19 protein-coding genes and 1 pseudogene are annotated in these 18,014 nt (G+C 36.1%); 4 read left to right on the forward strand and 16 right to left on the reverse strand.

Features of this window, described 5'->3' with window-relative positions:
- The first annotated feature begins 83 nt into the window (after positions 1–83).
- Complete coding sequence (mgtA, locus tag ACUXVC_RS20860; protein WP_144465054.1) at positions 84–2,789, forward strand: magnesium-translocating P-type ATPase; 2,706 nt, start codon at positions 84–86, stop codon at positions 2,787–2,789.
- A gap of 73 nt (positions 2,790–2,862) precedes the next feature.
- Positions 2,863–3,564, forward strand: coding sequence for an MgtC/SapB family protein (locus tag ACUXVC_RS20865; protein WP_140155615.1), 702 nt, complete (start codon positions 2,863–2,865; stop codon positions 3,562–3,564).
- Between the two features lie 41 nt (positions 3,565–3,605).
- Here the strand turns inward: ACUXVC_RS20865 and ACUXVC_RS20870 are convergent, their stop codons facing one another.
- A complete protein-coding gene (locus tag ACUXVC_RS20870; RefSeq protein WP_069356180.1) occupies positions 3,606–4,844 on the reverse strand; it encodes a DNA polymerase IV in 1,239 nt (412 codons plus the stop codon).
- 110 nt (positions 4,845–4,954) lie between these two features.
- Between ACUXVC_RS20870 and ACUXVC_RS20875 the strand changes: the two are divergent.
- Positions 4,955–5,147 (forward strand): annotated as a pseudogene (locus ACUXVC_RS20875) (hypothetical protein).
- 44 nt (positions 5,148–5,191) lie between these two features.
- On the opposite strand, the gene ACUXVC_RS20880 reads toward ACUXVC_RS20875, so the two are convergent.
- Positions 5,192–6,310: a tripeptidase T gene (locus ACUXVC_RS20880; RefSeq protein WP_000609816.1), complete on the reverse strand. Its 1,119-nt coding sequence runs from the start codon at positions 6,308–6,310 to the stop codon at positions 5,192–5,194.
- A 127-nt stretch (positions 6,311–6,437) separates the two neighbouring features.
- Positions 6,438–6,983, reverse strand: coding sequence for a GNAT family N-acetyltransferase (locus tag ACUXVC_RS20885; RefSeq protein WP_025118231.1), 546 nt, complete (start codon positions 6,981–6,983; stop codon positions 6,438–6,440).
- Between the two features lie 189 nt (positions 6,984–7,172).
- Between ACUXVC_RS20885 and prli42 the strand changes: the two genes are divergently transcribed.
- Positions 7,173–7,265 carry a stressosome-associated protein Prli42 gene (gene prli42 / locus ACUXVC_RS20890; protein WP_000549037.1) on the forward strand — a complete coding sequence of 31 codons (93 nt, stop codon included), beginning with the start codon at positions 7,173–7,175 and terminating at the stop codon, positions 7,263–7,265.
- A 72-nt stretch (positions 7,266–7,337) separates the two neighbouring features.
- Here prli42 and ACUXVC_RS20895 read toward each other — a convergent pair whose 3' ends face one another.
- From ACUXVC_RS20895 to bfmBAB, 13 genes are all read right to left on the reverse strand, one after another.
- Positions 7,338–7,577 carry a DUF3894 domain-containing protein gene (locus tag ACUXVC_RS20895; protein WP_000281167.1) on the reverse strand — a complete coding sequence of 80 codons (240 nt, stop codon included), beginning with the start codon at positions 7,575–7,577 and terminating at the stop codon, positions 7,338–7,340.
- A gap of 66 nt (positions 7,578–7,643) precedes the next feature.
- The gene (locus ACUXVC_RS20900) at positions 7,644–8,204 is read right to left on the reverse strand and encodes a L,D-transpeptidase (RefSeq protein ID WP_001146564.1); all 561 of its coding nucleotides are present in this window, start codon (positions 8,202–8,204) and stop codon (positions 7,644–7,646) included.
- A gap of 16 nt (positions 8,205–8,220) precedes the next feature.
- On the reverse strand, positions 8,221–9,189 hold the full coding sequence (locus ACUXVC_RS20905) for an aromatic acid exporter family protein (RefSeq protein WP_000472671.1): 969 nt from the start codon (positions 9,187–9,189) through the stop codon (positions 8,221–8,223).
- 100 nt (positions 9,190–9,289) lie between these two features.
- Complete coding sequence (locus ACUXVC_RS20910) at positions 9,290–10,012, reverse strand: amino acid ABC transporter ATP-binding protein (RefSeq protein WP_000590203.1); 723 nt, start codon at positions 10,010–10,012, stop codon at positions 9,290–9,292.
- Complete coding sequence (locus ACUXVC_RS20915; protein ID WP_001046915.1) at positions 10,005–10,664, reverse strand: amino acid ABC transporter permease; 660 nt, start codon at positions 10,662–10,664, stop codon at positions 10,005–10,007. The genes ACUXVC_RS20910 and ACUXVC_RS20915 overlap by 8 nt, the downstream gene beginning before the upstream one ends.
- 36 nt (positions 10,665–10,700) lie before the next feature.
- Complete coding sequence (locus ACUXVC_RS20920; protein WP_000737678.1) at positions 10,701–11,480, reverse strand: transporter substrate-binding domain-containing protein; 780 nt, start codon at positions 11,478–11,480, stop codon at positions 10,701–10,703.
- A 252-nt stretch (positions 11,481–11,732) separates the two neighbouring features.
- Complete coding sequence (locus tag ACUXVC_RS20925) at positions 11,733–12,146, reverse strand: BrxA/BrxB family bacilliredoxin (protein WP_001979317.1); 414 nt, start codon at positions 12,144–12,146, stop codon at positions 11,733–11,735.
- 144 nt (positions 12,147–12,290) lie between these two features.
- Complete coding sequence (locus ACUXVC_RS20930; RefSeq protein WP_144465055.1) at positions 12,291–12,698, reverse strand: YjdF family protein; 408 nt, start codon at positions 12,696–12,698, stop codon at positions 12,291–12,293.
- Positions 12,699–12,819: 121 nt separating this feature from the next.
- Positions 12,820–13,284, reverse strand: a complete 465-nt coding sequence (locus tag ACUXVC_RS20935; RefSeq protein ID WP_065229330.1) for an NUDIX hydrolase — start codon at positions 13,282–13,284, stop codon at positions 12,820–12,822.
- A 70-nt stretch (positions 13,285–13,354) separates the two neighbouring features.
- Positions 13,355–14,059 (reverse strand): DUF421 domain-containing protein, encoded by a 705-nt coding sequence (locus tag ACUXVC_RS20940; RefSeq protein ID WP_144465056.1) that lies wholly within the window; start codon positions 14,057–14,059, stop codon positions 13,355–13,357.
- A 108-nt stretch (positions 14,060–14,167) separates the two neighbouring features.
- Positions 14,168–15,346 (reverse strand): FtsW/RodA/SpoVE family cell cycle protein, encoded by a 1,179-nt coding sequence (locus ACUXVC_RS20945; RefSeq protein WP_000831181.1) that lies wholly within the window; start codon positions 15,344–15,346, stop codon positions 14,168–14,170.
- A 342-nt stretch (positions 15,347–15,688) separates the two neighbouring features.
- Positions 15,689–17,008, reverse strand: coding sequence for a dihydrolipoamide acetyltransferase family protein (locus ACUXVC_RS20950; protein WP_078400969.1), 1,320 nt, complete (start codon positions 17,006–17,008; stop codon positions 15,689–15,691).
- A 15-nt stretch (positions 17,009–17,023) separates the two neighbouring features.
- Positions 17,024–18,007, reverse strand: a complete 984-nt coding sequence (gene bfmBAB / locus ACUXVC_RS20955) for a 3-methyl-2-oxobutanoate dehydrogenase subunit beta (RefSeq protein WP_000290071.1) — start codon at positions 18,005–18,007, stop codon at positions 17,024–17,026.
- Positions 18,008–18,014 lie beyond the last annotated feature (7 nt).

Raw genomic sequence — 18,014 nt, forward strand, 5'->3', positions numbered from 1 at the left:
GGTAGGAAAGAAACTGTTCCTCACCATTTCAAATAGTTAGGTAACAGATTGTTTCCTCCTTCATGACAGAGGAGGAACTACCGATGTTTAATTTACAAAGACAAGAAACAAAGCATGCTTATGAGCAAGATAGCATGAAAACAAATAACGAATTATTAGTGGAGGTTGCAACACAAGATATAAGCTCTGCGTTAAAACTTTTAGAAACATCTCAAGATGGATTATCTAAACAAGAAGCGTCTCGTAGACTTTCTTTATATGGCCCGAACGAAATAGCTCATAATAAAATGGCACCGTGGTACATTCAGCTTCTGTTAGCATTTAAAAATCCATTTATTTTCGTTTTATTAGCTCTTGGAGCACTCTCCTTTTTCACGGATGATATGCAAGGAACAATTGTCGTATCTGTAATGGTCCTACTTAGTGCAACGATTCGGTTTTCCCAAGAATTTCGTTCTCAAAAAGCTGCCGATAAATTAAAAGCTATGGTTCGAACAACTGCGAGCGTATTTAGAATAAATGGATTTGTACATGAAATAAAAAATGTAACGAATTTAAATCGAAATTACACAACAGAAATTCCAATTGAGGAACTTGTACCTGGCGATATTATTTCCCTTTCAGCAGGTGATATCGTTCCAGCCGATGTGCGTGTTGTATCCGCTAAAGATTTATTTGTTAATCAATCTTCTTTGACAGGGGAAGCACTTCCTATAGAAAAATACGAACACTGCTACCATACAGAAAATAAGCATATCTTACCGAAAAACATGAAAAAAAATTACAATCCACTCGATATGGAAAACCTTTGCTTCATGGGAACAAATATTGTAAGTGGTAGCGCAAAAGCTGTTGTCATCTCAACAAGTACCGATACGTATTTCGGCTCTTTAGCAAATAAGGTAATCGGAAAGCGGGTAGAAACAAGCTTTGATAAAGGTGTAAACAAAGTAAGCTGGCTCTTAATTACATTCATGCTTATTATGGCGCCTATTGTCCTTCTCATTAACGGATTCACAAAAGGAGATTGGCAAGAAGCTTTCTTCTTCGCTATTGCCGTGGCTGTTGGCCTTACACCTGAAATGTTGCCAATGATTGTAACTGCTAATTTAGCTAAAGGTGCCGTTAACATGTCTAAACAAAAAGTAATTGTGAAGCAACTAAATTCTATTCAAAACTTAGGTGCTATGAATATTCTTTGTACAGATAAAACCGGAACTTTAACAGAAGATAACATTATCCTTGTTCGTCACTTAGATCCTAATGGAAATAAATGCAATCGCGTCTTGCAATTTGCCTATTTAAATAGTTTCTATCAAACTGGATTGAAAAACTTAATAGATAAAGCTGTTATTAAGCATACAGAGGAAAACAATACATTTGACCCATCAGCTTTTCAAAAGCTAGATGAAATTCCATTCGATTTCGCCCGCCGGCGTATGTCAGTCATCGTAAAAGATATTTCAGGTGAACATACAATGGTTTGTAAAGGTGCCGTAGAAGAAATTTTATCAATTTGCAACTACACTGAAGTGGATAAAAAAATCGTTACACTCACTGAGGAAATACGCTCAAATGTCAAAAAACTAAGCGAGACATTGAATAGTGAAGGTATGCGGGTTATTGCTGTGGCTTATAAAAAAGATAGAAACATAAATGATAAAGAGTACGCAGTAAAAGACGAAACTGATATGATTCTCGCTGGATATATCGGCTTTTTAGATCCCCCGAAACCATCTGCAGCAGCTGCAATTCAAGCATTACAAAAGCATGGTGTACAAGTGAAAATTTTAACTGGCGATAACGAAATTGTTACACGAAAAGTTTGTAAAGAAGTTGGATTAGATATCGGCGAACCAATCCTCGGTTACGAGATTGATTCTTTACCCGATAAAGCATTAGCAAAACTTGCTGAAGAAACGACTGTATTTGCGAAGCTTAATCCAATGCAAAAATCTCGCATTATACACGCATTACAAGGAAACAGACACACTGTAGGTTACATGGGAGACGGCATTAACGATGCTGTAGCATTACGTGAAGCTGATGTCGGAATATCTGTTGATACTGCTACTGATATTGCGAAAGAAGCTTCTGATATTATTCTACTCGAAAAAAGTTTAACTATATTAGAAGTCGGGATTGTAGAAGGACGTACTACATTCGGAAATATTTTAAAATATATTAAGATGACAGCTAGCTCTAACTTCGGTAATGTGTTTAGCGTGTTAGTAGCAAGTGCTTTCATTCCTTTTTTACCGATGCTTGCCATTCATCTTTTAATTCAAAACTTACTTTATGATATTTCACAACTTTCTATTCCATGGGACAAAATGGATAAAGAGTTTCTAGAAAAACCCCGAAAATGGGATACTGCAAACTTACGAAACTTCATTATTTGTATCGGCCCAATTAGTTCCATATTTGATATTATCACATACGTAGTCATGTGGAATGTATTTGGCGCAAATACACCGAGCGAGCAATCATTATTCCAGTCCGGTTGGTTTGTGGTTGGATTGTTAACACAAACTTTAATTGTTCACATGATACGAACACAGAAGATTCCATTTATTCAAAGCGCTGCATCAACACCCGTCGTTTTATTAACCGCTCTTATTATGGCAATCGGGATTTATATTCCATTCTCACCACTTGGTGTAGCCGTTGGTTTACAAGCATTGCCACTTAGCTACTTCCCTTGGTTAGTAGGAATACTATTAGGCTACGCTTTTTTAACACAATTCCTGAAAAAGCTTTATATTAAAAAGTTTCATAGCTGGTTGTAAAAATAAGAATGAGTGGGTATTCCCCGCTCATTCTAAAAGACATAACACATATTTATATATGGAGGTGACCATGATGGTATGGTACGACATTATATTCAGATTAGTTATAGCAATTATTGTAGGAGCTTGCATCGGAATGGAAAGACAATGGAGACATCGAATGGCTGGGTTACGGACAAATGCTCTCGTATCACTTGGTGCCTGTATATTTGTTTTATTATCCGTCATGCTTGATCATGATGCTAGCCCCTCACGCATTGCTGCTCAAGTCGTTAGTGGCATTGGTTTTTTAGGGGGTGGCGTTATTATCCGCGATGGTTTTAGTATTAGAGGGCTAAATACGGCAGCTACTTTATGGTGTGCAGCTGCTGTCGGTACTCTTACAGGCGCCGGTTTCCTCGTTGCAGCTATATTAGGTGCAGCCGGCGTGTTACTAGCAAATATACTTCTTCGCCCAATTGCTCTTTTTATGAATAAAAAATCAAAAGAAGAATCACCTGAACAAACGAACTACTTACTTTCCCTTACTTGTTCAGAAGAAACTGAAGCACATATTCGTTTTTTACTTATGCATATGGTAAGTACAGAAGGGCTCAGTTTAAAAGAGTTGTATAGTGAAGATGTAGATTCTAATCAAAAAGTTTGTATACAGGCTACATTACATTGCAAGACAAATGCAGCTATCTTAATTGAAAAAATAGTAAGTAGAATGCTATTAGAATCTGGCGTTACTGGAGCTGGATGGAAGACTTCTTTAGATTTAGAAGCGAGTTAAATAGGAAAGGTGTCATGATTTTTACTACTTCATGACACCTTCTACATAAATTTATTTTCTAACTTTTGTTGAAACGACTTCTCTTGCTTACGTAGTAGTTGACTACCTCGTTGTAAAAGTGGTGTTCCATACTTATCATTAATTTGATCAATGACAGCAAGTAGCGGTTCTTTTTTTGCATCCTCTTCAAATGAAAACAAATCTAATTGTTTCACCGATTCTGTCTTCCACTCTATTTCAGTAGCTGTAACACCTAGTAAACGAACGGAATCACCATCCCAATGTTGCTTCCATAAACGGGATGCTGCTTGAAAAATATCGCGTTCTTCCCAAATCGCATTTTTCAATTGCTTACTCCGTGTTACTGTTCGCCTATCATGGTATTTAATCATAATTTGAATATTATAGCTGACAAGGGTTCGCTTTTGTAACCTTTTACTCACTGACTTTGATAAACGTTCTAACATATCAAGTAATTCTTTCTCTTCATCCATATCCTTTGAAAAAGTCATCGAGTTACCGACACTTTTATGCTGTCCCATTTGACTCGGATCCACTTCCCTATCATCCATACCTTTTGCACGCCTTTGCAAATCAACACCGTGCTTGCCAATTTTAGCGCGAATGATATGCTCGTCTCCCTTTGCCAACTGTTCAATTGTCTGTATATGAATATCATTTAATTTTTCAGCTGTTTTCTCACCAATTCCATGCATTGCTCCAACTGGACGTGGCCAAATCAGTTCTGGAATATCGCGTTTTCGAAGCACGGTAATACCAAGTGGTTTTTTCATATCTGAAGCGGTCTTTGCTAGGAAAAGATTTGGAGCGATTCCAATACTACACGGAAGCTGCAACTCTGTTAATAGTGCTTGTTGAATCATCTTTGCTATTTCAAGAGGAGAACCAAGTGCGTAGCAATCTGTAATATCTAAATATCCTTCATCTATTGAGACTGGTTGTATCTTTTCTGTAAAACGGGAAAGGACTTGAAACATTTGAAATGAAGCTTCGCGATATAATGCGAAATTAGGACGCCTTACAACTAATTGCGGGCATAACCTTTTCGCTTCCCAAAGGGGCATCGTCGTACGTATTCCGTATTCTCTCGCCTCATAACTACATGTTATAATAATTCCTTTTCTCTCTTTTTCATTTCCAGCAACCGCTAATGGCTTTCCTTGTAATGATGGATCATGAGCAATTTCAACAGATGCGAAAAAGCAATTCATATCTACATGTAAAATTACACGACCATTTTTCGGATACATTTCTCGCATAGTACTCACCCCCTAATCAGAACGTTCGTTCTTTTATTATATCAAATTTTGCACAATAGTTATAATAATTACTTGTTCTTTTTTATAATCCATATAAAGAGGATACACATGTGAAAGAGGCTGATTATGGTGAAATTAACTATATGTTCCTTGTAGTTATATTAATCATCATAATTAATTATTTACTCCTTCCAATTTTCAACATGAATACGTTTGGATTTTTCTCTCGTCTAATATTATATACTGCTATGATTTTTCTTGTATTGGCTTATACGCCTTGTAAAAACAATCGAATCAAAATAAAAAGCGTGTAAATCACAATTGATTTACACGCTTTTTCTATTCTATTACTTCGCTACTTCTTCAATAATTGCAACAACTAATTCTGCTGTTTTTGCTAACTCTTCAACAGGAATCTTCTCGTTTGTTGTATGAATTTCTTCATAACCAACTGCCAAGTTAACTGTTGGGATACCGTGTCCTGCAATTACGTTTGCATCACTTCCGCCACCACTTTGGTGAAGAGAAGGTGTACGACCAATTTTTTCAGCTGCACGTTTTGCAACTTCTACAACGTGATCGCCATCAGCAAATTTAAATCCTGGGTACATAACGTTTACTTCAACGTCTGCATGACCACCCATTTCTTTTGCAGTTGTTTCAAATGCTTCTTTCATTTTCGCAACTTGTGCTTCCATTTTCTCATTGATTAAAGAACGAGCTTCTGCAAAGATTTGTACATGATCGCAAACGATATTCGTTTGTGTACCACCTTCAAAACGTCCAATGTTTGCAGTCGTTTCAGAGTCAATGCGACCAAGTGGCATCTTCGCAATTGCTTTCGCTGCGATAGTAATTGCAGATACACCTTTCTCCGGTGCTACACCAGCGTGAGCTGTTTTCCCGCGAATAATTGCGTTCACTTTCGCTTGTGTTGGAGCTGCAACAACGATTTCACCAACTTTTCCATCGCTATCTAATGCGTAGCCATACTTCGCTGTAATACGCTCACGATCTAAAGCTTTTGCACCAACAAGACCTGATTCTTCTCCGACTGTAATAATAAATTCAATTTTACCGTGAGAGATATTTTTCTCTTTTAAAACACGGATTGCTTCGAACATTGATGCTAATCCAGCTTTATCATCCGCGCCCAAAATTGTTGTACCATCTGATACGATATATCCATCTTTAATAGAAGGCTTAATTCCATTACCAGGAACTACTGTATCCATATGAGAAGTAAAGTAAATTGTATCAACACCATCTTTTGTTGCTGGTAAAGTACAAATTAAGTTACCTGCACCATGACCAGTTACAGCCATTGTGTCATCTTCAAATACTTCTACACCTAAATCTGTAAATTTCTTCGTTAATACTTTGCAGATTTCTGCTTCAAATTTCGTTTCAGAATCTACTTGTACTAATTCCATAAATTCATTTACTAAACGTTCTTGATTAATCATAAGACTGCGCCTCCTGCACTACCATTATGTATGTAACACTATTAATTATAACAGAATTTCGCAAAAGTTTCGAAATACAAGACAAAAAACAGATGGTTTACATGTCTAGATAACCATCTGCTTTCTATTACTCATTTAACAATACCCAGCGCATATGATCCTCCCACACGCCATTTACCATTAACATCTTCCTAGACACGCCTTCATATTGAAAACCTATCTTCGTCACTACTTGTATAGATGCTAAATTACGAGGCATAATCGGAGCTTCTATACGATGTAACTGAAATCCCTCAAAAGCAACTTGAATTGCTTTTCTAAGCGCTTCTGTCGTATACCCTTTGTTTAACTCTGCTTTATCTAATTTATAACCGAGTACACAAGATTGATAAATGCCACGAACGATTAAATTAAATGAAATACAGCCAATTATTTTCGTATCATCACCCTTTTTAAAAATCCATAGTCTGATGATTTTCCCTTCTTCGAACTCTTTTCTATCCTTTTGCAACTTTTTCTTTTGATAATCTAGCGTAAAAAAATCATCCGGTCTATACTCTTCCCAAGCTTTTAAAAACTCACGATTTCTGTCGTAATATTGAAGAACTGTTTCAGCATACGACTCATCAATTTCCTTTAAATATAAACGATCTGTTTCGTATATTTTCATCATCGTATCTCCATTCTTCAGCTTGCCCAACTAAAAATTAACAATATACCCTTTTACTATATTCTCTACACACACTCAAATTTCCTGTTATATTTTGCAACCCCTTCCCGAATTTTGTCCTTACTCTCCCCTTGTCCATAATTTCATTTCTCGTTACAATGAAATTGTACTGATTTGCAAGGAGGTATAACGATGCATAAAAAAGCTCAAAAAATTATGGTTTATGTGATGCTAATTTCTATGCTTGTAACAACATTACTTGCTGGCGCGAGTATGTTTTGGTAAAAAGGGCGATGTGTTCGTCCTTTTTTTACTTTTTACACATGACAAAATAAACCATCTCGACATCGAGATGGTTTATTTTATATAAAACACAATCGCTACAATACTAAAGGAAAATGACATTACAAGTGCTATTACAAAACTTGTATATTGTTTCTGCTGAAATGCCCCAATAACAAAAGTGAGATTAAGTAATGCCATACATACAATCGCTACAAGATAAGAACATATATTAAAAGTTGCCAATATGAATGTAATAACAAATAGAAATCCCATAAAAAACTGCATATACGAAAGTTTTGGATTCAAGTACATATGAGCAACCCCTTTATCTAATTTTATCTTTCTATACTTTCATTAACGCATGGTTATGTACACATGTCAAGACAACTTATTACAATAGAAAAAGCCAACCTTTTCGTTGGCTTCTTCATATGCAACGGCTCCTTTTTCTTTTGCCAATTGCTGAAATGATTTTTTCGATTTCACAATCCATACTTTCGTTCCAATTGGAATACGATCAAACAAATATTCCACATCGTTTTTCTTCATTCTTATACATCCTTGTGAAATATACTTTCCAATTGAACTCGGTTGGTTTGTTCCATGTATTCCATATTTACTTCCATCAGTTCCTCTTGCATTAAATCCAATCCACCTTGATCCAAGTGGATTTTTTGGCGATCCACCTGGAATATCCTTCGCAATGTAATACGGATCCTTTGCTTTCATTACAACATCAAAAGTTCCTTCTGGAGTTAATTCATTCGTTTTCCCTGTCGCTACTGGAAAAACCTTTTGAATCTTTCCATCGTCAATGTAAGCTAATTTATTCGTTGCTTTATTTACAATAATAAAAGGATCTCCGGCACGTGGATTATCCCCAAGAGGCCAAATCGGTGATAAAGAAAGACATAATATGATAGAGAGAAGATACGGCATAGATAATTCCTACCTTCTATATAAGTTCTTTTATATTATCCTTTCCCTTAAAGCGACTTTTAATGAGTAAATATTGTTCCATTTCATACACAAGTTGAACAAGTTTCGCACGTATCTCAAATTCTTCGCGTGTAGCTGGCAATGGCATGTCTCTAAATAATTCCCTCATTTCTTGAAGCTGCCTTAAGGAAATAACGCCTGTACTCTCAGGGCTAATAGCATTACCAATGTTTTCAACAACATCTGCAATCATGTCAGCTTGTTCATACGTCCACGATAAAGAAGCTGCTAATGGTATCATTCGCTCTAAAATTTCGAATTGTTGCATACGCATATTAAAATAACGATAGTAATAATCATCTTCTCGCATAAATGCATTCTCAAGTTTTTTAAACGATAAATCTCTTGCTTCATTTAACATATTCTCGGTTTCAATGAGTTCTGCTCCACTCCAACTACTTTCTCGATTTCGTAAATACACAACCATTTCAAACAAAATCGTTTTAAAATTACTCTCTATTTTATCCTGATACTCTTTTAGCTTATTTTCACTACTCGGCATATACATATTTACTAATAACGCCACGCTAATTCCTATTGTTAATATAGCAATTTCATTTCCAACTATAAGCCATGTAATTTGCTTCAATGAATATAGATGCATAACAATAACTGAACTCGTGACAATACCTTCTTGAATTTTAAGCATTACTGCAGTCGGAATAAATGTAAGTAACAATATACTAATTGCAAGTGGTGTATAGCCGATCGTTTCAAAAATACAAAACGCGAATACCATTGATAATACACATGCTAGAAAACGATGTAACGACACTTGAAGCGATTTGCGCTTCGTATTTTGTACACATAAAATAACTAAAATACCTGCTGAACTATAAAATTCTAATCCTAATAACTGAGCAATAAAAACTGCCGCGCCTGTCCCTATTGCTGTTTTTACTGTACGGTATCCAATTTTGAACATATCATTGCTCCTATATGTATAAACGTATTTACAGCTAGTATAAAAAAAGGATGACACAATGTCATCCTTTTCTACTTATTATTCACATAACCTTTTCATATTACAATATTTTTTGTAAAAATTGTTGCGCACGTTCACTTTTCGGCGCTGCAAAAAATTCTTCTGGCGCACTATCTTCTACAAGCTTTCCTCCGTCCAAGAAAAGAACACGATCTGCCACTTCTTTTGCAAAGCCCATTTCATGTGTAACAATAGCCATCGTCATTCCTGTCGTAACTAACGATTTCATAACTTCTAACACTTCTTTCACCATCTCTGGATCTAGCGCCGATGTCGGTTCATCAAATAACATAACTTCCGGTTCCATCGCTAACGCTCTTGCAATTGCTACACGTTGCTTTTGTCCTCCCGACAAACGATTCGGATACGTATTTTTTTTATCTACTAATCCAACCTTTTCTAAAAGTTTCTCAGCTTTCTTTTCAGCTTCTTGCTTCGTTACCCCTTTTACATTGATAGGGGCATACGTAATATTTTCTAATACAGTCATATGAGGAAATAAGTGAAAATGCTGAAATACCATACCGACATTTTCACGAACATGCATAACATTCGTTTTCGGATTCGTTACTTCTTCCGTTCCAATCCAAATGTGACCATCCGTTGGTGCTTCTAACATATTCATACAACGTAAAAATGTTGATTTTCCTGATCCAGAAGGTCCTATAATTGCAACTACTTCCCCTTTTTCAATCGTTGTTGTAATTCCTTTTAATACTTCGTTTTTACCAAATGATTTATGAAGGTTTTCAATTTTAATCACTTTTCTTCATTCTCCCTTCAATTGCCTTCCCGACTAATGTAAGAATAATGACTAACATATAATAAATCAGTCCAACAAAAAGTAATGGTTCAAGATATTTAAATGTCTCACCACCTACAATGTAAGCACGACGCATTAAATCAGTCGCGCCTATTACTGTTACTACAGCTGATTCTTTCGTAAGTGTCGCAAATTCGTTCACAAGCGCTGGTAATATATTTTTTAATGCTTGAGGGAAAATAATATTTCTCATCATTTTTCCGTATGGTATCCCTAAAGCCATTGCTGCTTCTGTTTGTCCTTTATCAACTGCTTGAATACCAGCACGAATTACTTCTGACATGTATGCACCTGAATTCAAGCTAAATGCAAGTACAGCTGCTAAGAATGCTGGTATTTCATAACCAATTATTTGCGGGACACCGAAATAAATAATCATTAATTGCAATACAAGTGGTGTACCACGAAAAATTGATGTATAAAAATCTGCTGCTATATTTAATGCTCGTATTCTAGCAATTTTACAAAGTGCTAATAACGTTCCTAAAATAAATCCTGCTAAAGCTGATACCGCTACAATTTTCAAAGTAACTTCTAAACCTTTTAGTATATATGGTATCGAAGGCGTAATCGCCGAAAAATCTAAGTTCATTCTTTTCATTCCCCTCACAGAAAAGTGAAAGGCAGCTTATTTTCCGCTGCCAAACCATTTCTTCACTAATTTATCCATTTCTCCATTTTCTTGCATTTTTTTAATTACTTTATTAAATTCAGCTGTTTTATCACTGTTTTTCGGAAGGGCAATTGCTGCTCCAACTTCTTCTGGCGCTTCTTTAATTTCAATTCCTTGTAAATCTTTCATTTTCTCTAAATAATTTTTAGCAACTGTGTCTTCTATAATTGCAGCGTCAAAACGACCAGCTTTAATTTCTTGTACGATTTCTGGTATACGGTCACGTCCCTCAACTTGGAAATCTACTTGTTTTTTAAATTCTGCCGCTTTCTCTTCTTGAATAGATCCTGTTTGTACCCCTACTTTTTTCCCTTTTAAATCCTCTACAGATTTAATGTTAGAATCCTTTTTAGAAACAACCATATTTTTCGCAACAAAATAAATATCTGTAAAATCAACATTATTTTTACGCTCTGCAGTTGGCGTCATGCCTGCCATTACGAAATCAACTTTTCCTGAACTAAGAGATGCTAATAAACCACCAAAATCCATATCTTTCACTTTCACTTCATACCCAAGTTCTTTTCCGATATATTTAGCAACATCAACATCAAAACCAATAATTTCATCACTTTTTGAAGCTTCCACGTATTCATATGGTTTATAATCTGCTGAAGTCCCCATTACGAGTACTTTCTTATTTCCTTTTGTTTCTTTCGATTCCCCATTACTACAAGCGCTGAATATACTTACAATTAAAATAAGTGCAAACGATATTGATACTAACTTCTTCATCTTTCTTCCCCCTAATAATGTATATTTAAAAGTTTAATAGAATATTTATTCGATGTTTGTATTGTATCAGCACTTTTATTTTTATGCAATATATAAAATAAAAATAAATAACAAAACAATATAAATGCTATTTGTTATGTATAAAATAATGCATAAAATAACATAACTATGCATATCTCTGAAATTTTAATAATAAATAAAAAAGGCGGCACATCCACTTGATTGTGGACGTGCCGCCTTTTCTCTTATTTTTTATAGTTCTTCACAATTCTCTTCAAAATATGATTGTAGTTTCGCAATAACTTGCATCGGTTCATGACCTTCAATTTCATGACGCTCTACCATCGTTACAATTTTTCCATCTTTTAATAAAGCAAATGATGGAGAAGAAGGTGGGTACCCTTCGAAATATTCACGCGCTCTTGCTGTCGCTTCTTTATCTTGACCTGCAAACACCGTTACAAGGTGGTTAGGACGTTTATCATAATGTACGGAATGCGCAGCAGCAGGACGAGCAATACCACCTGCACAACCACATACAGAGTTTACCATTACAAGTGTTGTTCCATTTCTTTTAAACGCTTCTTCTACCGCTTCTGGCGTCGTCAATTCTGTATATCCAGCAGAGACAATCTCTTCACGCGCTTGGCGGACAACATCATTCATAAAAAAGTTAAAATTAATCACTCTTTTCCCTCCTCTAAAACTACCTATTTGTATCTTACCAGTTAATGTTTATGAAATACAAGTAAGTTTACTTGTATTTAAGTATAGAAAAGGTGTTAGAGCAATTGCTCTAACACCTTTTCTTTAATGACCACGATGTTTTTGCTTTGCTTTTTGTACTTTAATTAAACGTCTTCTTTCTTTTTCAGCTTCTCGCTTCTCCTTAGACTGCACTTTCTTTTCTTGTTTATGCAATTCATAAGATAAACTAATCGCCTCTTGCGCCTTAGTAAAACGTTTAACATTTGTTTCTTTTGCTGCTTGTCGTATGATACGCTTTATGTTTTTAGGACGCTGTTTTTCTTTAACTTCTACACCAAATTTTGCAAAATGCTGAAAATGCTCTAAAAGTGAACTATTCACAAACATAAGCACTTCTTCATCTGACGGTTCCGCTCCAAAAATATACCTTGCTCCATACAATTTCCCTTGTTCTTTACATGTAATGATTCCAACAAAAAATTGGCCATCGTGATATACTGTCAACTCCATTGACAGCCCCTCCTTTAAAAAATTAGAAATACGGGACATCCCGGAGGGGAAGGTTACTGACATGAAATCATGCGTCTGGACTACCAACCAGAGCTGTGTTTTTGTATTTCTTTCACTTTTATTATATCTTTTTTTCCATAATCTTCATATATTCAACAATCATTTTTTTATGCGATCCTACAATATAGTCAGGTAGTTCTGTTACTGAAAAGAATTTAAGCTGAACTGCTTCTTCTTTATTCATAACAAAATCCCCTTCGTATTCATCCGTATAATAGGCGGTTGTTACAGATTGAAATTCATCACCGTTTGCTAATTTTGTAAAGTAGTTCGCTCCAGAAAATACATTGATTAGTCGCAAGTTCTTCACTTTTATTCCTGTCTCTTCATATACTTCACGATAAGCTGTTTCTTCTGGTGATTCACTAAGCTCCATTAGCCCGCCAGGTAGCCCCCATTTTCCGTACGGCTCTGTCCGCTGCTGCAATAAAACATAACCATTTTCATCTATAACGAGTACAACAGCACCAACTAAAATTAAAGGGCGATGACCAACTATTTTTCGTAATTCTTCTACATATCCCACCGTATCGCCTCCTTTTTCGTTGTCCACACTATTGTATCATATGTACGAAACGACAAAATGCGTATATTTTTCATTTTTTTAACAAAATATTTATTTTATGTGATTCATCTACTGTAGCTAACATAATGGATTCTACTTCTGAACTCTCCTCTAGAAATTCTCTCGCCCACGCTTCTGTTTTTCCTAATAATGCAAGAACATCTTTCTGAATCCTCCCATCCTTTACTAATATAAAAGAAACTGGAGATTTTCTTCCCGCCACTTTAAGATCAAGCCGCGAAACTGCTTCATATTCTGGATACCGAAATATAGAAACGACACCGTTCGCTTCCCATAATGCTAATTTAATCGTTTGAATATCGCTCACATTTCGCATACGAAGTTCCGAAAACAAATATTCCACGGTAATTCTCGCCTTTTTCAAATTGCTAAAATCAATGGAACCATTATGTATAAGAATGATAGGTGCTGGCTCTAAAAAGCGTCTCCATCTATCCCATTTCAGCATTAAAACTGAGCTTATAATATGAAGTACAACGAGTATGAACGTTGTAATCATCGAGCCCAGTAACCCTACTTTTTCATCAGATAATGCGTTAGAAATATTCCCACCCAGCAATAACACTAATACAACATCTAAAAAACGAAGTTGTGCGATAGACCTTTGCCCCATTGCTTTCGCAACTAATATTAAAAATATGTATGCTATAATAGCCCGAATAACCCATTCACTATTAGAAAGATGCCGTGCTCCTTCAAAAATATGCATATGCATCACTTTGCACTCCTTACCCGTCTCAAACTGCTATCCTGTTTTAGTTTGCAACGTTTATGAGCATATATGTAAAAAAAGCTGGTTCGTTTAAAAACGAACCAGCTTTTTTTACTTAACTGAAAACATATATTTTTTATAAGTTTTCCGTACCGATAGTATGAGCCCCATCATAATCATATTCGAGAATAAGGAACTTCCCCCATACGATAAGAAAGGTAATGCAATACCTTTTACAGGCATTAACCCAACGATCATACCGATGTTTTGGAATATTTGAACTGTTAATATACCGATAGATCCAGCGCATAATAATGTACCAAATAAATTATCAGCGGAATAACCAATAATAATTGTTCGATATAGTAGCAACAGGAACAAGAAGACAACTAACGCTGCTACGATAAATCCACCTTCTTCGGCAATTGTAGCGAAAATAAAGTCAGTATGCTTCTCTGGGATATAGACGCTTCCTCCCCCAAACCCTTTACCTTCCATTCCTCCACTACCTACAGCTAAAATCGATTGTTGCGTTTGATAACCTTGATCTGCATTTTCAAATGGATTTAACCAACCTACAATACGCGACTGTTGGTGAGGTTTTAGTAAAGTAACTAAATTATTATAGAAAAAATCTTGATACTTAAAGAAAATAAATATTAAAGCAGATAATATGGTCAACGGAATAACTGTACATAATGCTATCAATTTCTTTTGAATACCTGACATAAATAAAATACATGCAATAGCAGCAGCATATAAGAACACCATACCTGTATCCGGTTGACTATATACAACCGCCATAGGTGGAAGTGACACTAGCATAATTTTACCTACTAGCTTTAAATCTGTTTGGAATGTCCTTGCCATATACTGTGCATTATGTTTTACTGCTATACTCGCTACTACAAGTAGCAATGCAATTTTGAAAAACTCAGACGGCTGAATTTGTCCAAATACTGGGAAAACAAACCATCTTTTTGCACCTAATTTTTCAGGTGTAAAACCTGATGGTGGTAATACTTTCAAAAGAATAAGTGAAGCAAACCCAGCAATATAAAGCGGCCAAGATAATTTTTGTAACTGATCTAAATCAATGCTTGCAACAAGAAGTAACAATACAACCCCAATTATGTAGTTAACACCTTGTTTCATAGCAAAGTTTGCAGCTCCATACTGTCCCGTTTGCTGACTGCTATATATAGCAGCTATACTCGTCACACATAGTGCACACAAAATTAAAATTAATTTTACATCTAAACTTTTTAGAAACTCGGTACTTCTTTTCATGACATCCTCCTGAAACATTGTTACGGCAAAAATAAAAAACCAGGAGTCAACATTCTTCATGTTTTGACGACTGATTACACATTATCTATAAAACACTTATATAGAATAACTCTCTTTTTCATACAATACAATATATTATACTACAGTTTCATCAGTAAGATTTGCCAAAAAAATTATTCTTTTCTTATTTTATATCCATATACCATATATCAGCAATGTATTTTCGTAAATTCCTAATACATAATCGTTTATTGTAAGATTACTGGGAAAGGTATTTATACATATAGTAGGATGTAGATGGAGAAATAAGATAATAAAAAGCTCGCATAAGCGAGCTTTTTATTAATATACAGATGTATTATTTTCTGACATGTTTTCCAAAATTTCTTTAACACGTCCTAAGAACTTACCACAAATTAAACCATCAAGTACGCGGTGATCAAGTGATAAACATAAGTTAACCATGTCACGAGCACCGAACATACCGTTATCCATAATTACTGGGCGTTTTACAATTGATTCAACTTGTAAAATAGCCGCTTGTGGGTAATTAATAATACCCATAGATTGAACAGAACCGAATGATCCTGTGTTATTAATTGTAAATGTTCCACCTTGCATTTCGTCTGCTTTTAACGATTTCGTGCGTACTTTTCCTGCAAGTTCTGTAATTTCACGAGCGATACCTTTAATTGTTTTCTCGTCCGCTTGCTTAATTACTGGTACAAATAGTTCTTCCTCTGTTGCAACAGCGATAGAAAGGTTAATATCTTTCTTCTGAACAATTTTATCGCCAGCCCACATTGAATTAATTTGAGGATACTCTTTTAACGCTTGTGCCACTGCTTTTACGAAGAAAGCAAAGAACGTTAAGTTAAAGCCTTCACGCTTCTTAAAGTCACCTTTAATTGAGTTACGGTATGACACAAGGTTTGTCACATCTACTTCAATCATCATCCAAGCATGTGGTGCTTCGTGTTTACTACGTAACATGTTTGCTGCGATTGCTTTACGCACACCTGTGACTGGAATTTCGATATCTCCAGGCATTGTAGGTACAGAAACTGGTTTCGCAGCTTCTCCTTTTTGCGCTACTGGTGCTGCTTTTGGTGCTTCTGGGCGAGCTTCTACTACCGCCGCTACAGCTTCATCTTTCTTCGCCGCACCTGCTTGCGGAATATTTCCAGATTCCACTAGCTTTAAAATATCTTTACGAGTGATACGGCCGTTTGCTCCCGTACCCTCTACTAGATCTAAATCAACGTTATGCTCACCCGCAAGTTTTAACACAGCTGGTGAAAAACGTGGTTTTCCATCAGTTGGTTGTTTTACTTTCGGTGCTTTTTCAGGCGTAATTGCTGCTGCCTTTGGTTCTTCTTTCGTTTTTTCCTCAACAGCTGTTGCTGCTACTTCGTCTGCGCCTTCTACTTGAATCACACAAACTACTTCACCTACAGCTAACGTATCACCTTCACCAGCGATTAACTCTTTCACAATACCAGTGAAAGAAGATGGTACTTCAGCATTTACTTTATCAGTCATTACTTCTGCAAGCGGATCATACTTGTTTACGTGATCGCCAACATTAACGAGCCATTTACTAATTGTGCCCTCTGTAACGCTCTCCCCGAGCTGAGGCATTGTAATATTTTCTACAGCCATGTATAGTCCCCCCGATTAAAATTCCGCAAGTTCACGCATTGCTTTTTCAACTTTATCTGGATTTACCATAAAGAATTTTTCCATTGTTGGTGCATATGGCATTGCTGGAACGTCTGGACCTGCAAGACGTGCGATTGGCGCATCTAAATCAAATAGACAGTTTTCAGCAATAATTGCTGCCACTTCACTCATAATGCTTCCTTCTTTATTGTCTTCTGTTACAAGAAGAACTTTACCTGTTTTAGAAGCTGCTTCAATGATTGCTTCTTTATCTAATGGATATACAGTACGTAAATCAAGAATGTGTGCAGAGATGCCATCTTGTGCTAACTTTTCAGCTGCTTGAAGAGCAAAATGAACACATAATCCGTACGTGATAACTGTAATATCATCACCTTCACGTTTTACATCTGCTTTTCCGATTGGTAATACGTAGTCATCCTCCGGCACTTCACCTTTAATTAAACGATATGCACGTTTATGTTCGAAGAATAATACTGGATCTTCATCACGAATGGCTGCTTTTAATAAGCCTTTTGCATCATATGGTGTAGAAGGGATAACGATTTTTAAACCTGGTTGGTTTGCAAACATCGCTTCTACAGATTGTGAATGATACAATGCACCGTGAACACCTCCACCAAATGGTGCACGGATTGTAACTGGACAAGTCCAATCATTATTAGAACGATAACGAATTTTTGCTGCCTCAGAAACAATTTGGTTTACTGCTGGCATGATGAAATCAGCAAACTGCATTTCAGCGATTGGACGCATACCATACATTGCTGCACCAATTGCTACCCCAGCAATTGCAGATTCTGCAAGCGGTGCATCAAGCGCACGATCTTCACCAAATTGATCATACAAACCGTGTGTCGCTTTAAACACGCCACCTTTTTTACCAACATCTTCTCCTAAAACGAATACTTTCTCATCGCGTTCCATTTCTTCGCGCATTGCTAATGTAATAGCATCAATATAAGACATTACAGCCATGAAACGT

The sequence above is a fragment of the Bacillus sp. N6 genome (assembly GCF_052805735.1).

Coding starts and splice junctions, on each gene's coding strand:
- ACUXVC_RS20885 (WP_025118231.1), bottom strand. CDS start 6,983: ATGATGAAAATATACGAAACAGATCGTTTATATTTAAAGGAAATTGAT.
- ACUXVC_RS20940 (WP_144465056.1), bottom strand. CDS start 14,059: ATGCATATGCATATTTTTGAAGGAGCACGGCATCTTTCTAATAGTGAA.
- ACUXVC_RS20880 (WP_000609816.1), bottom strand. CDS start 6,310: ATGATTAATCAAGAACGTTTAGTAAATGAATTTATGGAATTAGTACAA.
- ACUXVC_RS20930 (WP_144465055.1), bottom strand. CDS start 12,698: ATGGAGTTGACAGTATATCACGATGGCCAATTTTTTGTTGGAATCATT.
- ACUXVC_RS20915 (WP_001046915.1), bottom strand. CDS start 10,664: ATGAACTTAGATTTTTCGGCGATTACGCCTTCGATACCATATATACTA.
- ACUXVC_RS20905 (WP_000472671.1), bottom strand. CDS start 9,189: ATGTTCAAAATTGGATACCGTACAGTAAAAACAGCAATAGGGACAGGC.
- ACUXVC_RS20895 (WP_000281167.1), bottom strand. CDS start 7,577: ATGTACTTGAATCCAAAACTTTCGTATATGCAGTTTTTTATGGGATTT.
- ACUXVC_RS20950 (WP_078400969.1), bottom strand. CDS start 17,008: ATGGCTGTAGAAAATATTACAATGCCTCAGCTCGGGGAGAGCGTTACA.
- ACUXVC_RS20865 (WP_140155615.1), top strand. CDS start 2,863: ATGGTATGGTACGACATTATATTCAGATTAGTTATAGCAATTATTGTA.
- prli42 (WP_000549037.1), top strand. CDS start 7,173: ATGCATAAAAAAGCTCAAAAAATTATGGTTTATGTGATGCTAATTTCT.
- ACUXVC_RS20900 (WP_001146564.1), bottom strand. CDS start 8,204: ATGCCGTATCTTCTCTCTATCATATTATGTCTTTCTTTATCACCGATT.
- mgtA (WP_144465054.1), top strand. CDS start 84: ATGTTTAATTTACAAAGACAAGAAACAAAGCATGCTTATGAGCAAGAT.
- ACUXVC_RS20925 (WP_001979317.1), bottom strand. CDS start 12,146: ATGAATGATGTTGTCCGCCAAGCGCGTGAAGAGATTGTCTCTGCTGGA.
- ACUXVC_RS20870 (WP_069356180.1), bottom strand. CDS start 4,844: ATGCGAGAAATGTATCCGAAAAATGGTCGTGTAATTTTACATGTAGAT.
- ACUXVC_RS20920 (WP_000737678.1), bottom strand. CDS start 11,480: ATGAAGAAGTTAGTATCAATATCGTTTGCACTTATTTTAATTGTAAGT.
- bfmBAB (WP_000290071.1), bottom strand. CDS start 18,007: ATGGCTGTAATGTCTTATATTGATGCTATTACATTAGCAATGCGCGAA.
- ACUXVC_RS20945 (WP_000831181.1), bottom strand. CDS start 15,346: ATGAAAAGAAGTACCGAGTTTCTAAAAAGTTTAGATGTAAAATTAATT.